Genomic DNA, 19417 nt, shown 5'->3' with positions numbered 1-19417 from the left:
AGCGGTAATGAACTCGAATAGCCGATCTGGTACGTCGATCACGATTCCACCCATGCGGACAAGCGCACTAAGCAATCCGGTCAAATTTGCGATGGTGTTTCTTGTCGTCAATCTGCATCTCTTGCGAAATGTATCCGTTTCCCTCTATCTCGCGCTCTATCTACTGGTAACTGCGTATGTCACGATCCAGTACCTGTCAAAACGGAAAAGTCGCTTCGTCGTGGCGGAAGGCCTGGCTTTTCATTTGTGGGTGATGGCCGCACTGTTTGCCTTCGCAACTTCACTTGTCCTTATCTCTCCGATCGGTGCGGTTGAAGGTCTCAGTCGATTTCTATTTGCAGCGCCGATCTATATGGCTTTCGTGTTGTACACCGACACGTTCGAAGATCTCCGGGGCCACCTAATAACATTTGCAGGATTCTTCGCAATCGCAAGCCTTTCTCTGCCACTGCAGTTCCTGGTCGGACCCATATCGTGGTTCGCCTCAGCGTCTGAACGAGGAGGGTTTGAGCGCTATGCGTCGCTTGTTGGCAGCCTGACTTCGATCGGAATTGTCGTAGGTTCATACATCGTTTTGGCTCAGGGGCTGCCCAAGATCCGCCGTCTGGTGTTCCTGCCACTGATTTTATTGCCGGCACTTGTATCCCTGAATAAGTCCGCAATTGCGAACGTTGCAATCGCCCTACTCGTGCTTGCTTTCCTCAATCGACGCTCACTCTCGAAGCTCGCCCTTGCCGGTATCGCTGTCGGTTGCCTGCTGGGCGCTGCCTACTCCGTCATACCGGGGGTGCAGGAGCGAATTTCAGCATCACTCCAGAGCTTCGGAATCCAGGCGGCTGGCTCTGCACCTACAAATTACGACATGAGCTTTAGCGGCAGCGCAGTGGACAGAATTATTGCTTTGCCAAAAGCGAACTTTGACTCTCTCAGCGAATTAGGAAGCCCTCTCGTGTATCTGACCGGAGGGGGGTATGGGATGGGGAATACCGCTCTTGTCCCAGAATCAGATGCACTTGCTCCCATGGCTCACAATCAGTTCGCGGAGCTACTCACTGCGTTCGGCCCGATAGCGGGAGGAGTCCAGATAGGGGTCCTCATCGCGATCGGGGTGGCTCTTAAAAGGAGGCACTCCAGAGCTAGGCAGGACGTATACCTCATCGTTCTCCTGGCGTACCTCGTACTCATGGTTAATTCCATTTTTGCCAACGGAACGCTATACCAACCGGCCTCTGCTTCAATCTTCTATTTGGCGATGTTCGTTGCCTTTTCTCCCAAGACTCTCGATCAACCTCCCGGTATCACTGGGATGAGGCCCCTTACAGGAAGCAGCGCTCCATGAGTCTCGTGCGCACAAGTTTGCTCAACGGGATCGTCGTTGCTACGCGTGTGCTGACAGCGTTAGTCATCAACAAAGTACTCGCCGTTTTCGTCGGGCCGTCCGGCTATGCGATCATCGGCCAGTTTCAGAATGCGATCTCAGTCATCGTGAGTCTCGCCGGAGTCGGTTTGGGTACTGGGGTTACGAAATCGACTGCTGCGCATTTTGACGATGAGGTCCGGCAGAAGGCCATTTGGAGGACGGCCATGATCCTCGCCCTGGCCTCTTCAATTTGCGTGGGCGTGGCTTTAGTCATGTTTCGGGGTCTCCTGGCAGACGCCCTCCTTCACGATGGGGACATGGCCGGCGTTTTCGTGTGGCTTGCAATGGGTTTGCCTGCAATTGCAGCAAACAATCTCTTGCTGGCCATGACCAACGGCAAGAAAGACGTCGCAGTCTTTGTCATAGCCAACGTCGTGGGTAGCCTGCTCATACTCGTCCTTGCAGGGGCTCTAACGTATTACTTCAATCTTTTCGGTGCTCTTGTGGCCTTTGCAGTTAGCCCAGCAGTGACCCTGCTCGCAACGGCCTTCCTGTTACGTCGACGCAAGTGGCTGAGATTTCGCGACCTCTGGGGGGCGCTGGATAGAGGTGCGCTCAGAGAACTGTCTGGCTTTGCGCTCATGGGACTCACCAGCGCCCTGTCAATGCCGACTGCCTTGATACTCATCCGTGAAATGCTCTCAACCACGCTGGGGTTGTCCCAAGCGGGGTACTGGCAAGCGTCGTGGCGACTCAGCGAGGTCTACCTGATGCTTATAACAACTACCTTGGCGGTCTATTTCCTTCCCCGCATTGCGGAAATTCGCCAAGCCAGAGCACTAAAATCCGAGATTTTGAAGGTCTTTCGCCTTGCCATACCCGTTGTAATCGTCAGCTCGATTCTTATTTTCTTGGCGAGGGACCTTATTATCGAGGTCCTATTCACGGCCGCATTTTCGCCAATGAGAGACCTTTTCGGATGGCAGCTCTTGGGTGACTCCATCAAGATATCGGGTTGGATTCTGGGCTACGTGATGCTCGGTCGGGCGATGGTACGGTCTTATGTCATCACGGAGGTGCTTTTCAGCGCACTCTTCTTTGGCTTGTCGCACGTTTTCGTGAACTCGTTCGGGCTGCAAGGTGTCGCTATGGCATTTCTGGTCAACTCATTGCTGTACGTAGGCGTGATAGCAGTTCTAATTCGAGGTGAACTGAAGCGAATGCAGATTCGGGAAAATCAAACACTAAAAGACAATGGGGCCAGCACATCTCCAATCCACTCGTAAGTATTCTTGTCATCACCTACAACCAGCAGGACATTGTCCTGGACACTATCGAATCGTGTCTGAATCAGACTTACGGAAACTACGAAATTGTAGTTTCTGACGACGGCTCGACCGATGCCACCCCCACAATATTGCGTGAGCTGAAGACGCTTCATCCGAATGCGATTAAGCTCGTGTTGAATCCGGAAAACAGCGGTATTACTGCCAATTGCAACGCGGGGTTATCTGCATGCTCTGGCGAATTCATCGCACTTATGGGCGGAGATGATCTGCTTCTACCAAGCAAGCTCAGTGAACAGGTGACAGCATTTCAGAACGATCCTGAACTCGTTCTGAGCTACCACCCGTGTCATGTTCTTCGCAATGGAGTCATGAGCGAGGTGGTAGGAGGCAGGCGCAAGGACGTGGTCACGGGTTTTCTGGACGTCGTGGGAAAGTTTGGAGCGCAAATGCCTGGGCCTGCAACGATGGTGCGGTCGTCTGCCATCCCCGCGGGAGGCTTTAACGACGAAATATGCACTGCCAGTGACTGGCTATTCCAGATTGACGTGAGTTCGCAGGGGCATGTCGCGCGCATCGATACGCCGCTAGCAATATACCGCCAGGACCTGACCAACGTCGGGCAGCGATACTTCAGCTACAGCGACGATTTCCTGAAGACGCTAACCATCGTTGAAGAGAGGTACGGTTCTCGCCCGGGCATTCATTCTGCAGTACGGCGCGGTGCCAGACGGTTCCTTCTGGGCATAACGTATCGGGCGTTAGAGCAAGATCGCCCGGACCTGGCAGTGAATTACGGTCGGGAGCTCACTAACTATTCCCCGAAATTCGTTTCGGGTGCCGTTGTTGCCTTAGCTCGTGTGCCGGGGACGGGCTCAGCGCTACGAGCGGCGAAATCCTTCCTCAAGCGCTACGTTTAGGTTCCGGCGGTTCAAGGATGCTGACCCTGAGGAATGCGCCTGGGTCATAGTTACCTGCGGGAGAACAAACCAAGGGGGGAGCCGCAGCGGCATTTTGCCGAGATTTGAGACGTAGAGCGACCAGATACTCACTCAGGTACCTGGGCGTTACACCTAAGGACGTTGTGATGGACGTGGCCTGAGTTGAAGGAGGAGGGCCCCCGGTATCGAAGTGGGTAACCACACTCACTCGATCTCCAAGAGGCCCTCGTGTCCCACGCTAGCTCTTCGTTGTGCCGAAGTGGTCGTCTGCTGCCCCGGCGTAAGCGATGAAGTGGGCTGACCGTTATCGGGCCGCTGGTGAGGGAGAGATGCGCGATCTGTCGTCACGCCCGTCCGCGCCGCTGGACCACACGAACTGGCGCATGGAACGGCGGGTCGTGGCGCTTCGGTTCAAGATTGACTGGCGAGTAGCCCGAGTTGGTACCTCCAGTCCACGTAGGTGGTACCCCTCGTTCTGGGTAGTTGGTACTGCCGTGAAGTCTCCGATTTTCTAGTCGCAGTGGTGGCACGTTGGTGTCGCTGCTTCGAACTAGAAGGAGTCAGTATGGCCAACTACCGGAAGATCATGGGGCTGGTGCTCGATGGCTGTCAGCGCTCCTCGAAAAGTAGACCAGTAACGCTGACAGTTTCAAGCGGTCAATGCAACGGTGTGGTTCCGGTGACCTCCTAATCTGCTTCTTAGGAGGAGTGAAATGGGACGGAAACCGAAGCCACCGGAACAACGGATGGCGTTTTTTACGGCGCGTGCGTCGGGCGCGTCGCTTCGAAAGTCCGCAGCACTGGCGGGGATATCGAGATCGACGGCCTGTCTGTGGCTCAAACAGTCTGGTGGTGTCCGACCGCGGGCGACGAAGCCTCGGCCGGCACTGCGGTTGTCGCTCGACGAGCGTGAGACCATCTCCCGCGGCCTCGCTGCTCGTCGGTCACTGACGGCGATCGCCGCCGAGTTAGGACGGCCGGTTTCCACTGTGTCGCGGGAGGTGCTCCGCAACAGTGGGAGAAACGGATACCGTGCGGCTCATGCGGAACGTCTCGCAGAGGCCCGCAGCCGGCGGCCACGACTCGGGAAGCTTGCCTCGGACGATCGTTTGCGCGAGCACGTGGAATCCAAACTCAGGGTCTGCTGGTCTCCGCAACAGATCTCCAAGCGCCTGATCACGGAGTTCCCGGATGATTTGGGCATGCGGGTGTCTCACGAGACCATCTACACCTCCCTCTTCGTGCAGGCTCAACTTGGTCTCCGAGCTGAATTGACAGCCAAGCTCCGGACCCGGCGCTTGCGCCGCCATCCGCAACGGCACGTTGCCTCCGGCGGGAAGAGGTCACGCATACCGGGCCTCGTGCCCCTGAAGGATCGCCCCGCCGAAGCGAACGACCGCAAGACACCCGGCCATTGGGAGGGCGACATGATCGTCGGGCGCTACAGCACGTCCCACATCGTGGCTCTAGTTGAACGCCACAGTCGCGCCCTGATCGCCGTCCCGCTCCCACACGGCGCCAAGAGCGAAATCGTAATCGCGGCTCTCATCGATACCTTCAACAAGCTGCCCGCTCCCATGCGCCGAACGCTGACGTGGGATCGCGGCAACGAAATGGCCCGTCACGCCGATTTCACAACAGCGACAGGGATTCCAGTGTTCTTCTGCGACGCGTACTCACCTTGGCAACGCGGCACGAACGAAAACACCAATGGCCTGCTTCGAAAGTACCTCCCCAAGAGCACTGACCTCAACCTCACCGACACCGCGAGACTCGAGGAGATCGTGGCCGAACTCAACAATCGCCCACGGAGAACATTGGGATGGCAGACTCCTCATGAGGTCTTCAGCGCCGCATGCGTTGCATTGACCGCTTGAAACTGTCAGCGCCAACGGACTACTTTTCAACGAGCGTCGACACGATGGCTGCAGCTACAACGAGATCGTTCAGGCTGTGGGGTGTTCCCGGCGCGACGTATCGACGGTGAAGAAGACTATCACGGCCAGAGGCATCACGGCTGGGACGCTCAAGTCGATGACCGATACCGACGTTCAGGTGTTGTGAGTATTTGCGTTCTTGAGCGCCACCAGTATCGCGGTTGAGCGCCACTTGCTCGTTCTCGGGGTCGCGTCTTTCAGCGCCACTGAATATTCGGGTTGAGCGCCACTGTTCGTAGGCTCCTTCTGCCGTGTGCTCTATCACGCGGCAGAAGGAGTAATTACAGATGGTACGGAAGATCAAAGCGAAGCTGGTGCTCAGGCTGCGCAGCGAAGGGCTTTGGGGGCGGCAGATCGCCGCGCAGGGATTGACCCGGCATAGCGAGGCCGCGGATCGGGAAAGGGTGATCTGGGACGACGTCGCCGGCCTGGACGACGCCGCGGTGTCTGCCCAACGGGCCCCGATACCGGCAATGGGACTCGGCCCGGGTCCGAGAATGGGCCGGTCGCATCGGCGAGAACACGGTGACTGTCGTGAACCGCATCTTCGAGTCCGTTCCCGTTCCCGTTGACGAGCAGGGCCTGGACGCGGCTCTGGCGGTACTGCGACTGACCCGCCGCTACTCGGCGGCGAGGGTCGAGGCGGCCTGCCAGATCGCACTGGCTTCCCGGGTCCGGTCGCCCCGGTATGCGCATCTGCGCCCGATCCTTGAGACCGGACAAGACCAACCCGGCAGAAGATGGCCGAGGTTCGAGCCCGTCACCGAGACGCCTGCCGAGCCGGCCGGATACGTGCGAGGCGCCGACTACTACGCAGGAGAGACACGATGACGCGCATCGATGGCGAGAGCAAACGCAAGCTCCGAGAGATGGGAGTGACCTCGCTGGTCGACGCCCTCGAGACGCAAGACGACACCCTCACCCTCGGGATGCCTTTCGAGGAACGGATCAAGCTCCTCGTCGATGACGCGCATGCGACTTTCACCCACGCGAAAGTCGAAGGCTTGATCCGCCGGGCCGGGCTGCGCTATCCCAACGCCGATCTCCGCAAGCTCGACCTCATCGAGCAGCGCGGGCTCGACCGCGGGATCATCGCCCAGCTGGGCACCTGTACCTTCATCGAGAGGCGGCAGAACGTCGCGTTCCAAGGATTCACCGGCTCCGGAAAGTCCTACCTCGGATCGGCGCTGGCGAAGCAAGCCTGCCAACACCGAGATCGAGCGTACTACATCCGCATGCCCGACCTCGAAGAGGCCTGGGCTGCAGGCCGCGATAAGCCCGGAGGCAAGGAGAAGTTCCTCCGGAAATATGCGGCGTTCACCCTCCTCGTGATCGATGAATGGCTGCTCGATCAGCCGGACGACAACACCCGCAGCATGCTCCTCGAACTCCTGGAGCGCCGCTACGACATCACCTCGACCGTGTTCTGCACCCAGTACGCCAAGAAGGACTGGCCTCAGCGACTGGGCTCCGGCGTTCACGCCGACGCGATCATGGACCGAATCGTGCACCGCACGATCTGGATCGAGACCGGCGGCACCAACATGCGCGAACACACCGCGGACAACGCGGCGTGACCCACGCCGGTGAGCGCGAGCTGAACCGCTGGCGCTCACCGGCAGTACCCAGTGGCGCCCAACCGCAATAACTGGTGGCGCTCAAGGGGTCAAATACTCACCGCTGGCCCAAAAAGGCAATATTTGATGGCCACCAGAAGCGCAATACTCAGGGAGTTGCATCAAGGCGGCGCTTCGGGGGAGTTCGGGGCGTGGACAGGACTAGATCTTCGGCTGCAGCCTCTACAGAAGACCAGACGTCTGATAGCGGGTCGAGGAGCTGTCCGATCGCTGCAACTTGACGGTCTCGAAGTTGGCGGGGGCGTGCCAAGTAACGTGCCCGCCCGAGTGCGGCCCCAGGTGCAAAACGTTGGGCCAAAGGGGCAGCCCGATGCGGGCGCTTAGAATTCCTTTCGCCTTTGATAGGGGACGAAAAGTGATCGGCCTTTCTCGGGCGTTTCCGGGCTGACTGGCGTGGTAGCCTCGGAGAACTAAGGGGGAATTTAGACAAGATGGACAATCGAGGTGGCATTCTTTCCGCAGTTCAAGTTCACCCTCTAGCCGACGTTCAGACGGTAAACATCGGGCAGGGCACTAGAATCTGGCAGTTTTGTGTCGTGTTTGAGGGTGCAATAATTGGGCAAAATTGCAATATCTGTGCGCACGTTCTCATCGAATCGGATGTGGTTCTGGGCAACAACGTCACGGTCAAGAGTGGTGTTCAGTTGTGGGACGGGTTGCGAGTCGAAGACGACGTATTCATCGGGCCTAATGTGACATTCACCAACGATCCATACCCCCGGTCGAAAGTGTATTCTTCGGCGTTCCTGCCCACAATGATCGCAAAGGGAGCGTCTATTGGGGGCGGTGCCGTCATCCTGCCTGGTGTGACCATTGGGGCCGGCTCGATGGTCGGTGCTGGAGCGGTTGTTAGCAAATCTGTACCGCCTCACACAATCGTTGTGGGAAATCCAGCGCGAGTCGTCGGCAACACGCGCGATCAGGGTTGATTTGGATGCTGCCTCGTAGCCTGGATGGCCATTTACTCCTGCCGTCTGCAGGCATTTAGCAGTTTCGCTAGAAAAATTCGATTTCAAGCACGACCGTCGTCTTTCAGTAGTCGTCGGCAGGTCTCGTAAAGCGATAGAAAGAATTCAGTGAACGTATCAAACTGCAAAGTCATTGATCTTCCGAAAATTCAGGATCCCCGGGGGAACTTGACGTTTATTGAAGGCAATGCTCACGTCCCCTTTGATATTCGGCGTGTTTACTACCTCTATGACGTGCCCGGAGGTGCGGAGCGCGGTGGGCACGCTCATAAAGGCCTCAGTCAATTGATTGTTGCTATGTCCGGGAGTTTCGATGTGGTTCTCGATGACGGAACAGAAAAGCGCCGGATCCATCTCAACCGCTCATATCAGGGGCTGTACGTCTGTCCGATGATTTGGCGTGAACTGGACAATTTCTCTTCTGGTTCCGTGTGTATGGTCCTCGCGTCGAATGTCTACGAGGAATCGGATTACTTCCGCGACTACAGCAGTTACATCGCAGCGAGGTCCGAATGAGCGTTCCTTTCGTAGATTTGAAAGCTATCTACGATCAATTGCGCACGGAGATCGATGTGGCTGTCGGACGGACGCTCAACTCCGGTCGGTATCTGCTGGGGGAGGAAGTAGCCGCTTTCGAGAGGGAGTTCGCTGCGTATTGCGAAGCAAGGTATTGCGTCGGCGTTGCATCTGGTTTGGATGCACTTCATCTTGCTCTAATCGCGCTCGGCGTCGGGCCCGGGGATGAGGTTATCGTCCCGGCCAACACTTACATTGCGACGTGGCTCGCGGTGAGCCAGTGCGGTGCGATTCCCGTTGCCGTCGAGCCGGATTTGGGAACCTACAACATTGGGCCCGAACGCATAGCGGCCGCCATTTCCTCTAGAACCAAAGTGATCATTGCGGTTCATCTCTATGGGCAACCTGCTGATCTGGATCCTATAATCGCACTGGCGCGGAGCCATGACCTGAAGGTTCTAGAGGATGGCGCTCAGGCTCACGGCGCCCGCTACAAAGGTAAGAGGCTTGGTGGGCACGGTGACGTTGTCGCCTGGAGTTTCTATCCAGGCAAGAACTTAGGTGCCTTTGGCGATGGAGGTGCCGTTACCACGAATGACCCTGAGCTCGCGTCAAAAATTAGAGTACTTGGAAATTACGGCTCTCGAGAAAAGTACGTCAACGAGGTCGCAGGCTTCAATAGCCGCCTTGACGAACTGCAAGCAGCTGTACTGCGAGTCAAGCTCCAGCATTTGGACCAGTTCAACGACGTGCGTAGGTTGACGGCACGGCTCTACCTCGAGGGGCTCGTCGGTAGCGGTTTAGTGCTGCCGGTCGTCCCCAATTGGGCTGAACCCGTATGGCATTTGTTCGTCGTTCGGTGTGTAGACCGTGTTGCACTGCAAAAGGGCCTCAGCTCGGTTGGAATCGAGACACTCATCCATTATCCGATTCCGCCGCACCTGCAAGGCGCGTATGAGGGGATGGGTTTTACGAGAGGAGCCTTCCCCATATCGGAGAAGATCCATGATGAGGTTTTGAGTCTCCCTATGTCTTCAACGATGAACCGCAGCCAGGCCGCCGAGGTCGTGTCCAAGGTGAACAAGCTGATGCACGAGGCATGCTAAAGCCGACCCAAAACATGGCCAATAGTGCAAGGCGAATTCCAGCGATCGTCGCAACACTGTTCGGTTAACTGGATCGGTAGTATATCGGCGAGAGGCTGGGCTCGTGTTGTCCAACCGAGTCGTTTCTGGGGCCCGTTGTTGGTCTTGGCAGCGCCGGCAGCGTGGTCGCCTGCGCTGTGGATGACGAGTTCGATGTACTTGGGAAAGTACTGCAATTCCAGTCGCGGCGCTCAGCGAAATTGCCCATTCCTGCTCATCCAGGCCCCAGGTCGCGGGTCAGGTTAGCGGTAGTTTGTGCCGGTTCTCACGCGACGATGCCCGTTGGATGCGGCGGCGTGGTTGCGGAGCTGGTAGGAATCGCCGGCGAGGGTGACGACGACGGATCGGTGCGGCGGGCGATCTCATTGATCGTCATCTCTCGCCGTTTGAGCTCGTGAATGTCCAGGTCGAACTCCTCTGAAAGCGTCGGAGTAAGGCCTGAGTATTCGAGCCTCTGAGCCCCACCCGATCGTGCGGTTGAGCCCCGCCAATCGTGCGGAAGAGCACCAGTGGTGGTGTGGCTCAGCACCACTGGCGTCCCGTCATGTTTTACGCGGTCGCCTGGGCGGTCTGTTCCCTCATGTTGTAGGTGCCTGTCTCAACCCAGGTGGTGTTGTGGATGATGCGGTCCATGATGGCGTCGGCGTGAACGCCGGAGCCGAGGCGTTGGTGCCAGTCCTTCTGCTGATACTGGGTACAGAACACTGTGGATGTCTCGCGGTATCGGCGCTCCATCAGCTCCAGCAGCATGCCTCGCATCGATTCCGGTGGCAGTCCCGTTCCTCCTATTCCGCCCGTTCGTTAGTGCTGTGCTCAATAGCACCCCGACTCCGCGCCTAGGACGGTACTTGTTCAACCGCTGCCTACGCATCTTCCCCGCGTACATTGCGATCCTGTTGTTCGTCTCACTTGTAGCAGGCGTCGCGTATCTAAAACCGCCAGAGCTAGGGGATGGCCTATTGGCCAGCGAGCAGCCGGTCGGGTATCTCATTGACCCCTTGCTGTTACTCCCAAACGCCCTCATGCTGCAAACGTTCTTCCCAACAGGCATGACGACGGGGATCTCGGTGGCGTGGTCGCTATCCGTTGAGATGATCTTCTATATCGTCATGCCGATGCTCGCGCTTTTGGCGTATGCGGCCCATAAGCGGTTCCGCGCGGGGCGACTAGCAGCCGCGGTGATGCCAATAGTTGCGCTACTGATTACGGGCGTGCTCGGGAAAGTATGGCTGGCGCTGGTCTCGAATCCGAACGGACTGGCTGAGTTGCGGTGGCTCGAATGGGGTGGCAACTGGGTAGCTGTCCTCGCGCGCAGTTTCGTCGTGAGCGTGGATCTTTTCGCTTCGGGCATGATCGCCGCGGTGATTTTCTGCCTCATCAGCAACGGTTCAATTCGTAAGGTCCTGCCGTGGCGATGGGGCGCTTTGATTTTAGGCCTGCTGAGCATCCCGGTTGCGTGGTATTTCGGGTTTCTGAACCTGGGCTTTTCTATTCTCTCCGGCGCAGTAATTCTGTTCGTGACGACAAACGGCAAGGGAAGTCTGGCTACCCTTCTCGAACGTAGGCCGTTCAGGTTCGCTGGCGACATTTCCTACAGTGTGTACTTGTGGCACATCCCGGTCACGCTCATGCTGTTCCGCTTTGGCCTCGTTTTCCCGTCTACGGTCTTCGGGTGGCTGGCCAACGTGGTGCTGGTTATGTCGGTGACTGGGGTCTTGTCGTGGACCACATACCGATACGTCGAATACCCGTTTGCGGAGCTCAAGAAACGAACGGACGCAAGAAGGACCGGAGCTCGCCGCTCAGAATTGATAACCGCCCGATCGAGTGTCACGCCAATCAATCTCAGATATCAACGCCTTACCGTGCACGACTGGCTTTGCCCCCGGTTAGTGGACGCGGGGTTATGCGGCTCTAGCGAAGTCCGCGTTTTTGTTCTTCTCGACCAGCATCAGAGCGAACGCTTGGCGTTCGTAACGGAGGCCTCCTGGGCGAAGGAGGGGGAAGCTTCCATAGAAACGCCCGGTCCAGTGCCAGGTCCGCGTTTTCTTCGCGCAGCCGCAGCAGGTTGGCCTACTCCGTCTCCGCGACCCCGGCCTCGCCGGTGTCGTGGCTGGCTTGGAACAGGTTCACTCACCAGCCCAGAGTGGCTTCCTTGACGCCAAGCCCGCCTGTCACGGTCGACACGGGCCGACCGGTGTTGATCACTAGCTTCGCGGCCTCGTCTTTGGATTCAGGAGCGAATTCTCGGCGTGTTTTCCCATGATGAACACTCTCTCTTGGGAGGTGTCCACCAACCGGGGTCAAGGCCAGTGGTTCTCCGGGAACGTGTCGACCTGATTCAATGACACAGTGACTGAAATAAGAAACCGCTCGGGTGCCCGGAGGGCCGCGAAGCGCCGCAAGCCCAGGGTTCATCGTCGGTGGTGGTTCTGGGCGGCGATTGTCGTAGTCGTAGTCGTAGTCGTAGTCATCGTCGCTGGTGCTTGGTTGGGCGTCCGGGGGTTCAAGGCGAAGGCCGAACTGGAAGCAGCAATACCGCTGGCCTCTACGATCAAAGCGCAGGTGCTTGCAGGAGACTCGGCCGCGGTCTCCACATCGGTGAAGAGAATGGCAAAGCACACCGCCCGTGCCCGAGATCTGACCGGCGATCCGGTGTGGCGTGCAGCGGAGTCCCTTCCGTTGGCGGGGGCCAATCTTGCGGCTGTGCGAAACCTCGCCGATGTCGCCGATGACGTGGTCAGCGGCGCGGCCGTCCCCTTGGCCGCGGCCGCGGCGACGTTGAATCCGGCGGCTTTGAAGCCTGCTGACGGCGCCATCGACCTGGCGCCGATTGTTGCAGCGGGGGAGTCGCTCAAACAAGCCAGTACTGTGTTTGCGGCAGCGGACAAGCGGGTCAGCGATCTCGACACCAGCAGGACCGTCAGCCAAGTTACCGCAGCCGTGGCCGAATTCCAGGGCTTCCTGGGAAGCATCACGCCGACGCTGGTGTCAGCTAGTCAGGCAGTAGACGCTGTTCCGGATGCACTCGGGGGGAGTGCCTCACGCAACTACGTCATCGTGTTCCAGAACAACGCTGAAGCACGCGCGCTTGGAGGCACCTCGCTCTCGTTCGCCCTGTTGACGATAGACAAGGCGCGCGTCACGCTGGGTGACGCCGTGCCGGCGGGATTCGGGAACTTCGCTTATTACCAGGAATCCGTGGTTCCTCTGCCGGAAGGTGTTGAAACGCTGTATGGATCGGAGTACGGCCGGGCAATGTCAAACCTCACAGTGCGGCCCAGTTTCGAGAGCGCGGCCGAGACGGCGCAGGAGATGTGGAAACGGCAGTTCGGAACAGAAGTTGACGGTGTGATATCCATTGACCCTGTGGCGCTGGGATATCTTCTGCGCGGGACCGCTCCGATTCCGTTGTCGACAGGCGATGTTCTGACGAGCGACACCCTTGTACCCTTGCTCCTGAACGGTGTCTATATGCGTTACAACACCGATGATATTGGCGCAGACAATGCGGCTCAGGATGCCGTCTATGCGGAGATCGTCACAAGAACATTCGATCAGCTCCTCGGCGGAGACCTGGACCCCCAGGTGGTGCTCTCAGCCCTCACCCAGGCCACGAGCGAGCACCGGGTGCTGATGTGGAGTCCCAAGGTAGAAGAACAAGCCATCTTCGAGACTCTCGGGGTAGATGGATCCCTGCCGAAGAGCGATGAGAAGACCGATCGGGTCGGAGTCTACTTTCAGGAAAACGTCGGTTCGAAGATGAACTACTACCTGAAGCAGTCCGTGAGCCTCGGTCAGGCTGCGTGCCGGGCTGATGGGAAGGCGTCGTACCGCGTCGGAGTTGACCTCACCAACGAGATTCCAGCCGATGCGGCGACGACCATCAGCCCGTCGATTCTGGGCACGTTCGTGCGGGAGAAGCTGGAGCCGGGTGTGCAGCGCATGATCGTCATGGTCTACGCCCCGCCCGGTTCGCAGATCGTGGGAGCGACGGTTGACGGTGCTCCCGTGCAACTTGAGTCGTTTCACGACACTGACTACCCGGTGGCGAAACTGATCGTGAGCATGGAGCCCGGTGCGACGTCGAAGATCACACTCGACGTGGTGGCGGCTGCCGCCGGCACGAAGGCGATTGAGGCCGAGGTCACCCCGATGGTGAACCCCACGACGATCTCAGATCTGCCCCTCGACTGCGCCACCGTCGCGGCGGGGTAGTCAGGGCGGCAGGGCTATAGGCCGATGGCGAAGGCGGCGTAGCCGATGACGCCGGCGGAGACCGCAGCTACGGCCAGAACGGCGTACTGAAGCCCTTTGGTGCTGCGACCTCGTCGCAAGATTGCTTTGTGGCCCATCTGCTCGGGCCGGATCTTAGTCACAATTTTCACTGTAGTGCTGCGGTGACATCAGACTCGCGGTTTTCCGCCCCCCAAGGAGGGGGTTGGGCTGCCTCCTCTGATGCCCGAGGCTAGGCTTCAGGGGTGGAGAAGACGATATGAAACTATCCGTAATCGGCTGTGGCTATCTCGGGGCCGTGCACGCGTCGGCGATGGCCGAGTTGGGCCACGACGTGGTGGGCATCGATATCGATGCTCGAAAGATCGACCAGCTGGCCGCGGGCACACCGCCGTTCTACGAGCCTGGCCTGCCCGAGATTCTCACCTCGGCCATGGCATCGGGTCGGTTGCGCTTCAGCACGGACATTGCCGATGCCGCCGGCGCGCAGGTGCATTTCGTCGGGGTCGGCACTCCGCAGAAGGCGGGCAGCCACGCGGCCGATCTCAGCTACGTCGACGCGGCCGTGCAGTCGCTGCTGCCCCACCTTGCGGCCGGTGACCTGGTCGTGGGCAAGAGCACGGTGCCGGTCGGCACCGCCGCCCGCCTGGCCAGCGTGATCGAGGCATCCGGCAGCGGGGCCACCCTGGCCTGGAACCCCGAGTTCCTGCGCGAGGGCTTCGCCGTGAAAGACACCATCAGCCCGGACCGCCTGGTCTACGGGGTGCCGGCCGGCGCGGCCGGCGAGCACGCCACCGCACTGTTGAACGAGGTCTACGCGTCAGCGATGGCCGCGGAAACGCCGCTGATCGTGACCGACTACGCGACAGCGGAGCTCGTCAAGGTCGCCGCCAACGCGTTCCTGGCCACCAAGATCAGCTTCATCAACGCCATGAGCGAGATCGCCGACGTTTCCGGGGCGAACATCACCGAACTGGCCGACGCCATCGGCTTCGACAACCGCATCGGCCGCCGCTTTCTGAACGCGGGTGTCGGGTTCGGTGGTGGCTGCCTGCCCAAGGACATCCGTGCGTTCACCGCCCGTGCCGAGGAACTGGGCCGGGGCGAGTCGGTCTCCTTTCTGAAGGAGGTCGACGCGATCAACATGCGCCAGCGGCAGCGGGTGGTCGCCATGACCCTGCAGGCCCTGGACAAGCCCGTCTACACGGCCAAGGTGGCGGTGCTCGGGCTCAGCTTCAAGCCGCACTCCGACGACGTGCGGGACTCGCCGGCGCTCGACGTGGCCGTGCAACTACGGGGCCTCGGCGCCGACGTGATGGCCACCGACCCGCAGGGGATTGAGAACTCGCGGTTGCGGCATCCGCAGCTCACCTATTCGACCAGCATCGAGGAGACCCTGCGGGCCGCCGACGCGGTGGTGTTGGTCACCGAATGGGCCGAGTTCAAGCAGATCGACCCGGTCTGGGCGGCCGCACTCGTGCGCGTGCCGATCATCATCGACGGCCGCAACACCCTCGATGCCGCAGCCTGGCGCGCCGCCGGCTGGACCTACCTGGGACTGGGGCGACCGTGACCGGCGAGTGGTCTGGCGCACCGGCGCCCCGGCGGAAACGCCGCGGATGGCGGATTGCGCTCGTCGCCATCGCCGCCGTCGTGCTGCTCGTCGGCGGGGCCGCGGGCGTCTACGCCTGGACGCTCAGCAATACCTTCGACAGTCAGACCGTGAAGATCCCCGACGTGTTCCCCGACGAGGCGTCACGGCCGCCGGCGGCAACCGGTGATGGGGCAACCGGCGATGCGGCGACCGGGCAGAACATCCTTCTGCTCGGTTCGGACACCCGCGGGGCGAACGACGGGTCGATCGCCGACCTCACCGGCCAGCGCTCGGACACCATCATGGTGGTGCACGTGCCGGAGAACCGCGAGAACATCTACGTCATGTCGATCATGCGTGACAGCTGGGTCGACATTCCGGGTGAGGGCGAGGCCAAGATCAACGCCGCCATGAGCTACGGCGGGGTTCCCCTGGCCGTGCAGACCATCGAGGGTCTGCTGGGTGCGCGCATCGACCATGTGGCCATCGTCGACTTCACCGGGTTCAAGGGCATCACGGATGCCCTGGGCGGCGTCGACATCGACAACCCGGTCGGCTTCGACTCGTCTGCGCTGCCGGGGCGCTACTTCGCCGAGGGACCCCAGCGCCTGAACGGCACGGAGGCGCTGGCGTTCGTGCGGGAACGGTACGCCTTCGCGGACGGAGACTTTCAGCGGGCCCGCAACCAGCAGGCCTTCATCAAGGCCGTGCTGGGCAAGTCGCTGACGGCGGAAACCCTCACGAACCCCGCAAAGATCAGCGGCTTGGTCGGGGCGATTGCCCCCTACCTCGCCGTTGACGACGGGCTGAACTCCGCCTACGTGGCCGGGCTGGCCGTGCAGCTGCGCGACGTGCGCGTGGGCGACGTCACGTTCTTCACCCTGCCGACGACGGGCACCGGCACCTCGCCCGACGGCCAGTCGATCGTCGTGGTCGACCAGGAGAAGCTCAAGGCCGTGCAGCAGGGGTTCCAGACGGACACCCTCGACGCCTACCAGCCCGAGGTGCAGACGATCGAATAACGGCCTGTGGCCGCGTGGGTCGCGTATGCGTGGCCAACGACGCTGAGCATGTCCGGCGGCCCTGCGTGAGCCGAGTAAACTTGAGGCTCGGAATTCAAGGGGTGTGCCAATGGTTGACCAGGAGCTTCAGCGGGAACAGAACTACGTGGCGAACCTCTACGCGCGCCTCGACGCATTGCAGCGGGAAGCCGAGCAGCAGCTCGTGGCCGTGCGGCGTCTCGACGTGGGCGGCAACCACCAGTCCCGCTCGGAGCGCGACACGTTTGCGCGGCTTTACGAAGACCGCATCGTGCAGCTGCGCGAGGTGGACGACCGGCTGGCATTCGGCCGGCTCGAAGTGGCCGCCTCTGATTCTGATTCAGATTCTGGCTCTGACTCCGTCTACCGTTACATCGGCCGGCTGGGGTTGCGCGACGAAGACCTGCAGCCCATCCTGTTGGATTGGCGGGTGCCGCAGGCCAGTGCGTTCTACCAGGCCACCGCCGCCACGCCGCTCGGCGCCCGCGCCCGCCGGCACCTGCTGTCGAAGGGCCGCGACATCGTGCGCATCGAGGACGAGATCCTCGACGCCGCGCTGCTCGAGGGCGATTCGGCAACCGTGCACCAGGGTGAGGGCGCACTACTGGCCGCCCTCACCGCCCAGCGCACCGGGCATATGAGCGATATCGTCTCCACGATCCAGGCGGAGCAGGACCGCATCATCCGTTCAGACCTGAAGGGTGTGCTCGTCGTGCAGGGCGGCCCCGGCACCGGTAAGACGGCCGTGGCCCTGCACCGTGCGGCGTACCTCTTATATACGCATCGGGATCGGCTGAAGAACTCGGGTGTGCTCATCGTGGGGCCGTCGGAGTCCTTCCTGAACTACATCGAGGCGGTGCTGCCGTCGCTGGGGGAGACCGGGGTTGTGCTCGCATCCGTGGGCCAGCTCTACCCGGGCATTGAGGCCACCCGAGAGGATGCCCCGGCCGTCGCCGCGATCAAGGGCCAGACCTCCATGGCCCGGCTCGTCGAGCGCGCCGTGCGCTCGCGGCAGCGAGTGCCTTCGTCTTCGCAGGTGTTGGTCGTGAACGGTGACCGGATCACTTTGAAGCCGCAGCTGATCGAGACCGCCATTCACCGGGCGCGGGCCAGCGGCAAGCCGCACAACGAGGCCCGGGTCACGTTCGTGAAGAATGCGCTCGCCGCTTTGTCGCGGGAGTGGCTCGCACAGTTGAAGGCTCAGGGCCGGTCGATGGACGACACCGACCTGCCCATGCTGCGCGAAGACCTGCGCCTGGCCGACGACGTGCGCGTGGCCCTGAACACCGCCTGGCTGCCGCTCACCCCCGAGAAGCTCGTTCAAGACCTCTACGCGCGTCCGCAGTGGCTGGCGCAGCTCACCCCCGCCTGGACACCCGCGAAGCGCGCGCTGCTGCACCGGGCGCGGGGCGCCGAGTTCACCATCTCTGATGTGCCGCTGCTCGACGAGGCCGCCGAGCACCTGGGCGAGTACAACGTGGTCGACGCCGCCCAGAAGCGTGAGCAGAAGGAGCAGCGCAAACGCGACGTGGAGAACGCGGAGCTGGCCATCTCGAACATGGAAGTGAAGGGTTTGGTGAACGCCAAGGCGCTCGCCGACAACTTCGCCGAGCTGGGCGACCGGGCCACCACGGCCGAGCGCGCCGCCCTCGACCGCAGCTGGACCTACGGGCACGTTGTCGTCGACGAGGCGCAGGAGCTGTCGCCGATGCAGTGGCGGCTGGTGCTGCGGCGCGGCCCCCTGCGGTCGTTCACGATCGTGGGCGACATCGCGCAGGCGGCGTCGGCCGCCGCCGCCTCTAACTGGCGCGATGCCCTCGCGCCCCTGCTCTCCGGGTCGCAGGAGGAGTCGCGCTGGCGGCTGGAGGAGCTCACCGTGAACTACCGCACCCCCAGCCAGATCGCGTCGGCTGCCGAGTCGATGGCCCTGGCACACAACCTGCCGATCACCCCGGCCCGGTCGGTGCGGGCGAGCGAGTGGCCGATTTCGACGCTTCCGGATGTCGTTTCGGCTGTTCGTCGGGAACGGCTTTTGGGGTTAGGCGGAACCGTTGCAGTGATCGTGCTGGAGCCCGCGCTGGCTGGCGTTGTTGCTGCGCTGTCTGCTGCGTTCGGTGACTCGGGTGTCGGAGTCGGGGCTGGTGGCGGTGGCGGTGTTGGTGTTGGTGTTGGTGTTGGTGGCGGCGGCGGTGCTGGTCTTGGTCTTGGTGGCGGTGTTGGTATCAGTGTCGGTGTGGGGGCTGCTGGGCTGCTCAAGGACGTCGCGGTGCTCACCCCGCACGACGCCAAGGGGCTGGAATTCGACGCCGTGATCGTGGTGGACCCGGCGGGGATCGTGGCGGCGTCTTCGCGTGGGGCCGGGGCGCTGTACGTGGCGATGACGCGGCCGACGCAACGGCTGTATCTCGTCTCCACTGTTCCGCTGCCCGCGGGGCTGTAGCTCCGTCTCTCGGCGGTGGGTGAGTTGCTCGGTGGGTGGGTCTGCGGTGGGTGAGTTGCTCGGTGGGTGGGTCTGCGGTGGTTGAGTTGCTCGGTGGGTGGGCCTGTGGTGGGTGAGTTATCCTCTGAACCCGCGCCGCGGCATCCGTGCCATCGCGCTAACTGAGGACTTTTTCGCGACACGCCGTTCATCGCGCCACCAAACCCGGTGTGTCCTAAAAATCTCCGTGTTAACGTCACCGCGGATGCCCCGCGCTGGCTCCGCCGGCCCCGCCCGCCCCCGGCCCGCCCCGGCAGGCCCCCGGCACGCGGCCGCCC

Annotated in this window: 15 protein-coding genes and 1 pseudogene; 14 read left to right on the top strand and 2 right to left on the bottom strand. The window is 61.0% G+C overall.

What is annotated here, in order from left to right; translation table 11 throughout:
- Positions 1 to 52: 52 nt before the first annotated feature.
- From E3O65_RS09050 to E3O65_RS09010, 9 genes are all read left to right on the top strand, one after another.
- Positions 53 to 1339, top strand: a complete 1287-nt coding sequence (locus tag E3O65_RS09050; RefSeq protein WP_134363411.1) for a hypothetical protein — start codon at positions 53 to 55, stop codon at positions 1337 to 1339.
- Positions 1336 to 2646: an O-antigen translocase gene (locus E3O65_RS09045; protein WP_134363410.1), complete on the top strand. Its 1311-nt coding sequence runs from the start codon at positions 1336 to 1338 to the stop codon at positions 2644 to 2646. The genes E3O65_RS09050 and E3O65_RS09045 overlap by 4 nt, the downstream gene beginning before the upstream one ends.
- Positions 2628 to 3566, top strand: a complete 939-nt coding sequence (locus E3O65_RS09040) for a glycosyltransferase family 2 protein (RefSeq protein WP_134363409.1) — start codon at positions 2628 to 2630, stop codon at positions 3564 to 3566. Before E3O65_RS09045 ends, E3O65_RS09040 begins: the two co-directional genes overlap by 19 nt.
- A gap of 734 nt (positions 3567 to 4300) precedes the next feature.
- The gene (locus tag E3O65_RS09035) at positions 4301 to 5464 is read left to right on the top strand and encodes an IS30 family transposase (RefSeq protein ID WP_338419180.1); all 1164 of its coding nucleotides are present in this window, start codon (positions 4301 to 4303) and stop codon (positions 5462 to 5464) included.
- A 594-nt stretch (positions 5465 to 6058) separates the two neighbouring features.
- A complete protein-coding gene (locus tag E3O65_RS09030; RefSeq protein ID WP_198411695.1) occupies positions 6059 to 6355 on the top strand; it encodes a hypothetical protein in 297 nt (98 codons plus the stop codon).
- On the top strand, positions 6352 to 7101 hold the full coding sequence (locus E3O65_RS09025; RefSeq protein ID WP_134363408.1) for an ATP-binding protein: 750 nt from the start codon (positions 6352 to 6354) through the stop codon (positions 7099 to 7101). Before E3O65_RS09030 ends, E3O65_RS09025 begins: the two co-directional genes overlap by 4 nt.
- A gap of 491 nt (positions 7102 to 7592) precedes the next feature.
- Positions 7593 to 8090: an acyltransferase gene (locus E3O65_RS17425; RefSeq protein WP_134363407.1), complete on the top strand. Its 498-nt coding sequence runs from the start codon at positions 7593 to 7595 to the stop codon at positions 8088 to 8090.
- A gap of 147 nt (positions 8091 to 8237) precedes the next feature.
- Positions 8238 to 8645: a sugar 3,4-ketoisomerase gene (locus tag E3O65_RS09015; RefSeq protein ID WP_134363406.1), complete on the top strand. Its 408-nt coding sequence runs from the start codon at positions 8238 to 8240 to the stop codon at positions 8643 to 8645.
- Complete coding sequence (locus tag E3O65_RS09010) at positions 8642 to 9751, top strand: DegT/DnrJ/EryC1/StrS family aminotransferase (protein ID WP_134363405.1); 1110 nt, start codon at positions 8642 to 8644, stop codon at positions 9749 to 9751. Before E3O65_RS09015 ends, E3O65_RS09010 begins: the two co-directional genes overlap by 4 nt.
- Before the next feature lie 588 nt (positions 9752 to 10339).
- Here E3O65_RS09010 and E3O65_RS09000 read toward each other — a convergent pair.
- Positions 10340 to 10561 (bottom strand): annotated as a pseudogene (locus tag E3O65_RS09000) (ATP-binding protein); the annotation flags it as partial.
- Between E3O65_RS09000 and E3O65_RS08995 the strand changes: the two are divergent.
- Both E3O65_RS08995 and E3O65_RS08990 read left to right on the top strand, forming a co-directional pair.
- A complete protein-coding gene (locus tag E3O65_RS08995; RefSeq protein ID WP_134363403.1) occupies positions 10501 to 11949 on the top strand; it encodes an acyltransferase family protein in 1449 nt (482 codons plus the stop codon). The pseudogene E3O65_RS09000 and the gene E3O65_RS08995 sit on opposite strands and share 61 nt — an antisense overlap.
- A gap of 601 nt (positions 11950 to 12550) precedes the next feature.
- Positions 12551 to 14008 (top strand): DUF4012 domain-containing protein, encoded by a 1458-nt coding sequence (locus E3O65_RS08990; RefSeq protein ID WP_166785707.1) that lies wholly within the window; start codon positions 12551 to 12553, stop codon positions 14006 to 14008.
- Between the two features lie 14 nt (positions 14009 to 14022).
- Here E3O65_RS08990 and E3O65_RS16695 read toward each other — a convergent pair whose 3' ends face one another.
- Positions 14023 to 14169, bottom strand: a complete 147-nt coding sequence (locus E3O65_RS16695; protein ID WP_166785706.1) for a hypothetical protein — start codon at positions 14167 to 14169, stop codon at positions 14023 to 14025.
- Between the two features lie 116 nt (positions 14170 to 14285).
- Here E3O65_RS16695 and E3O65_RS08985 point away from each other — a divergent pair, with 116 nt between their 5' ends.
- The 3 genes from E3O65_RS08985 to E3O65_RS08975 all read left to right on the top strand — a co-directional run bounded on the left by E3O65_RS08985 (position 14286) and on the right by E3O65_RS08975 (position 19100).
- Positions 14286 to 15599 carry a UDP-glucose dehydrogenase family protein gene (locus tag E3O65_RS08985; protein WP_134363401.1) on the top strand — a complete coding sequence of 438 codons (1314 nt, stop codon included), beginning with the start codon at positions 14286 to 14288 and terminating at the stop codon, positions 15597 to 15599.
- Positions 15596 to 16642 carry an LCP family protein gene (locus E3O65_RS08980; RefSeq protein ID WP_134363400.1) on the top strand — a complete coding sequence of 349 codons (1047 nt, stop codon included), beginning with the start codon at positions 15596 to 15598 and terminating at the stop codon, positions 16640 to 16642. The genes E3O65_RS08985 and E3O65_RS08980 overlap by 4 nt, the downstream gene beginning before the upstream one ends.
- Positions 16643 to 16751: 109 nt before the next feature.
- Positions 16752 to 19100, top strand: coding sequence for a HelD family protein (locus E3O65_RS08975; protein ID WP_134363399.1), 2349 nt, complete (start codon positions 16752 to 16754; stop codon positions 19098 to 19100).
- Positions 19101 to 19417 lie beyond the last annotated feature (317 nt).

It is taken from the genome of Cryobacterium breve, assembly GCF_004402375.1.
Taxonomy (GTDB): domain Bacteria; phylum Actinomycetota; class Actinomycetes; order Actinomycetales; family Microbacteriaceae; genus Cryobacterium; species Cryobacterium breve.
This window is presented reverse-complemented; position numbering and strand designations above follow the sequence as displayed.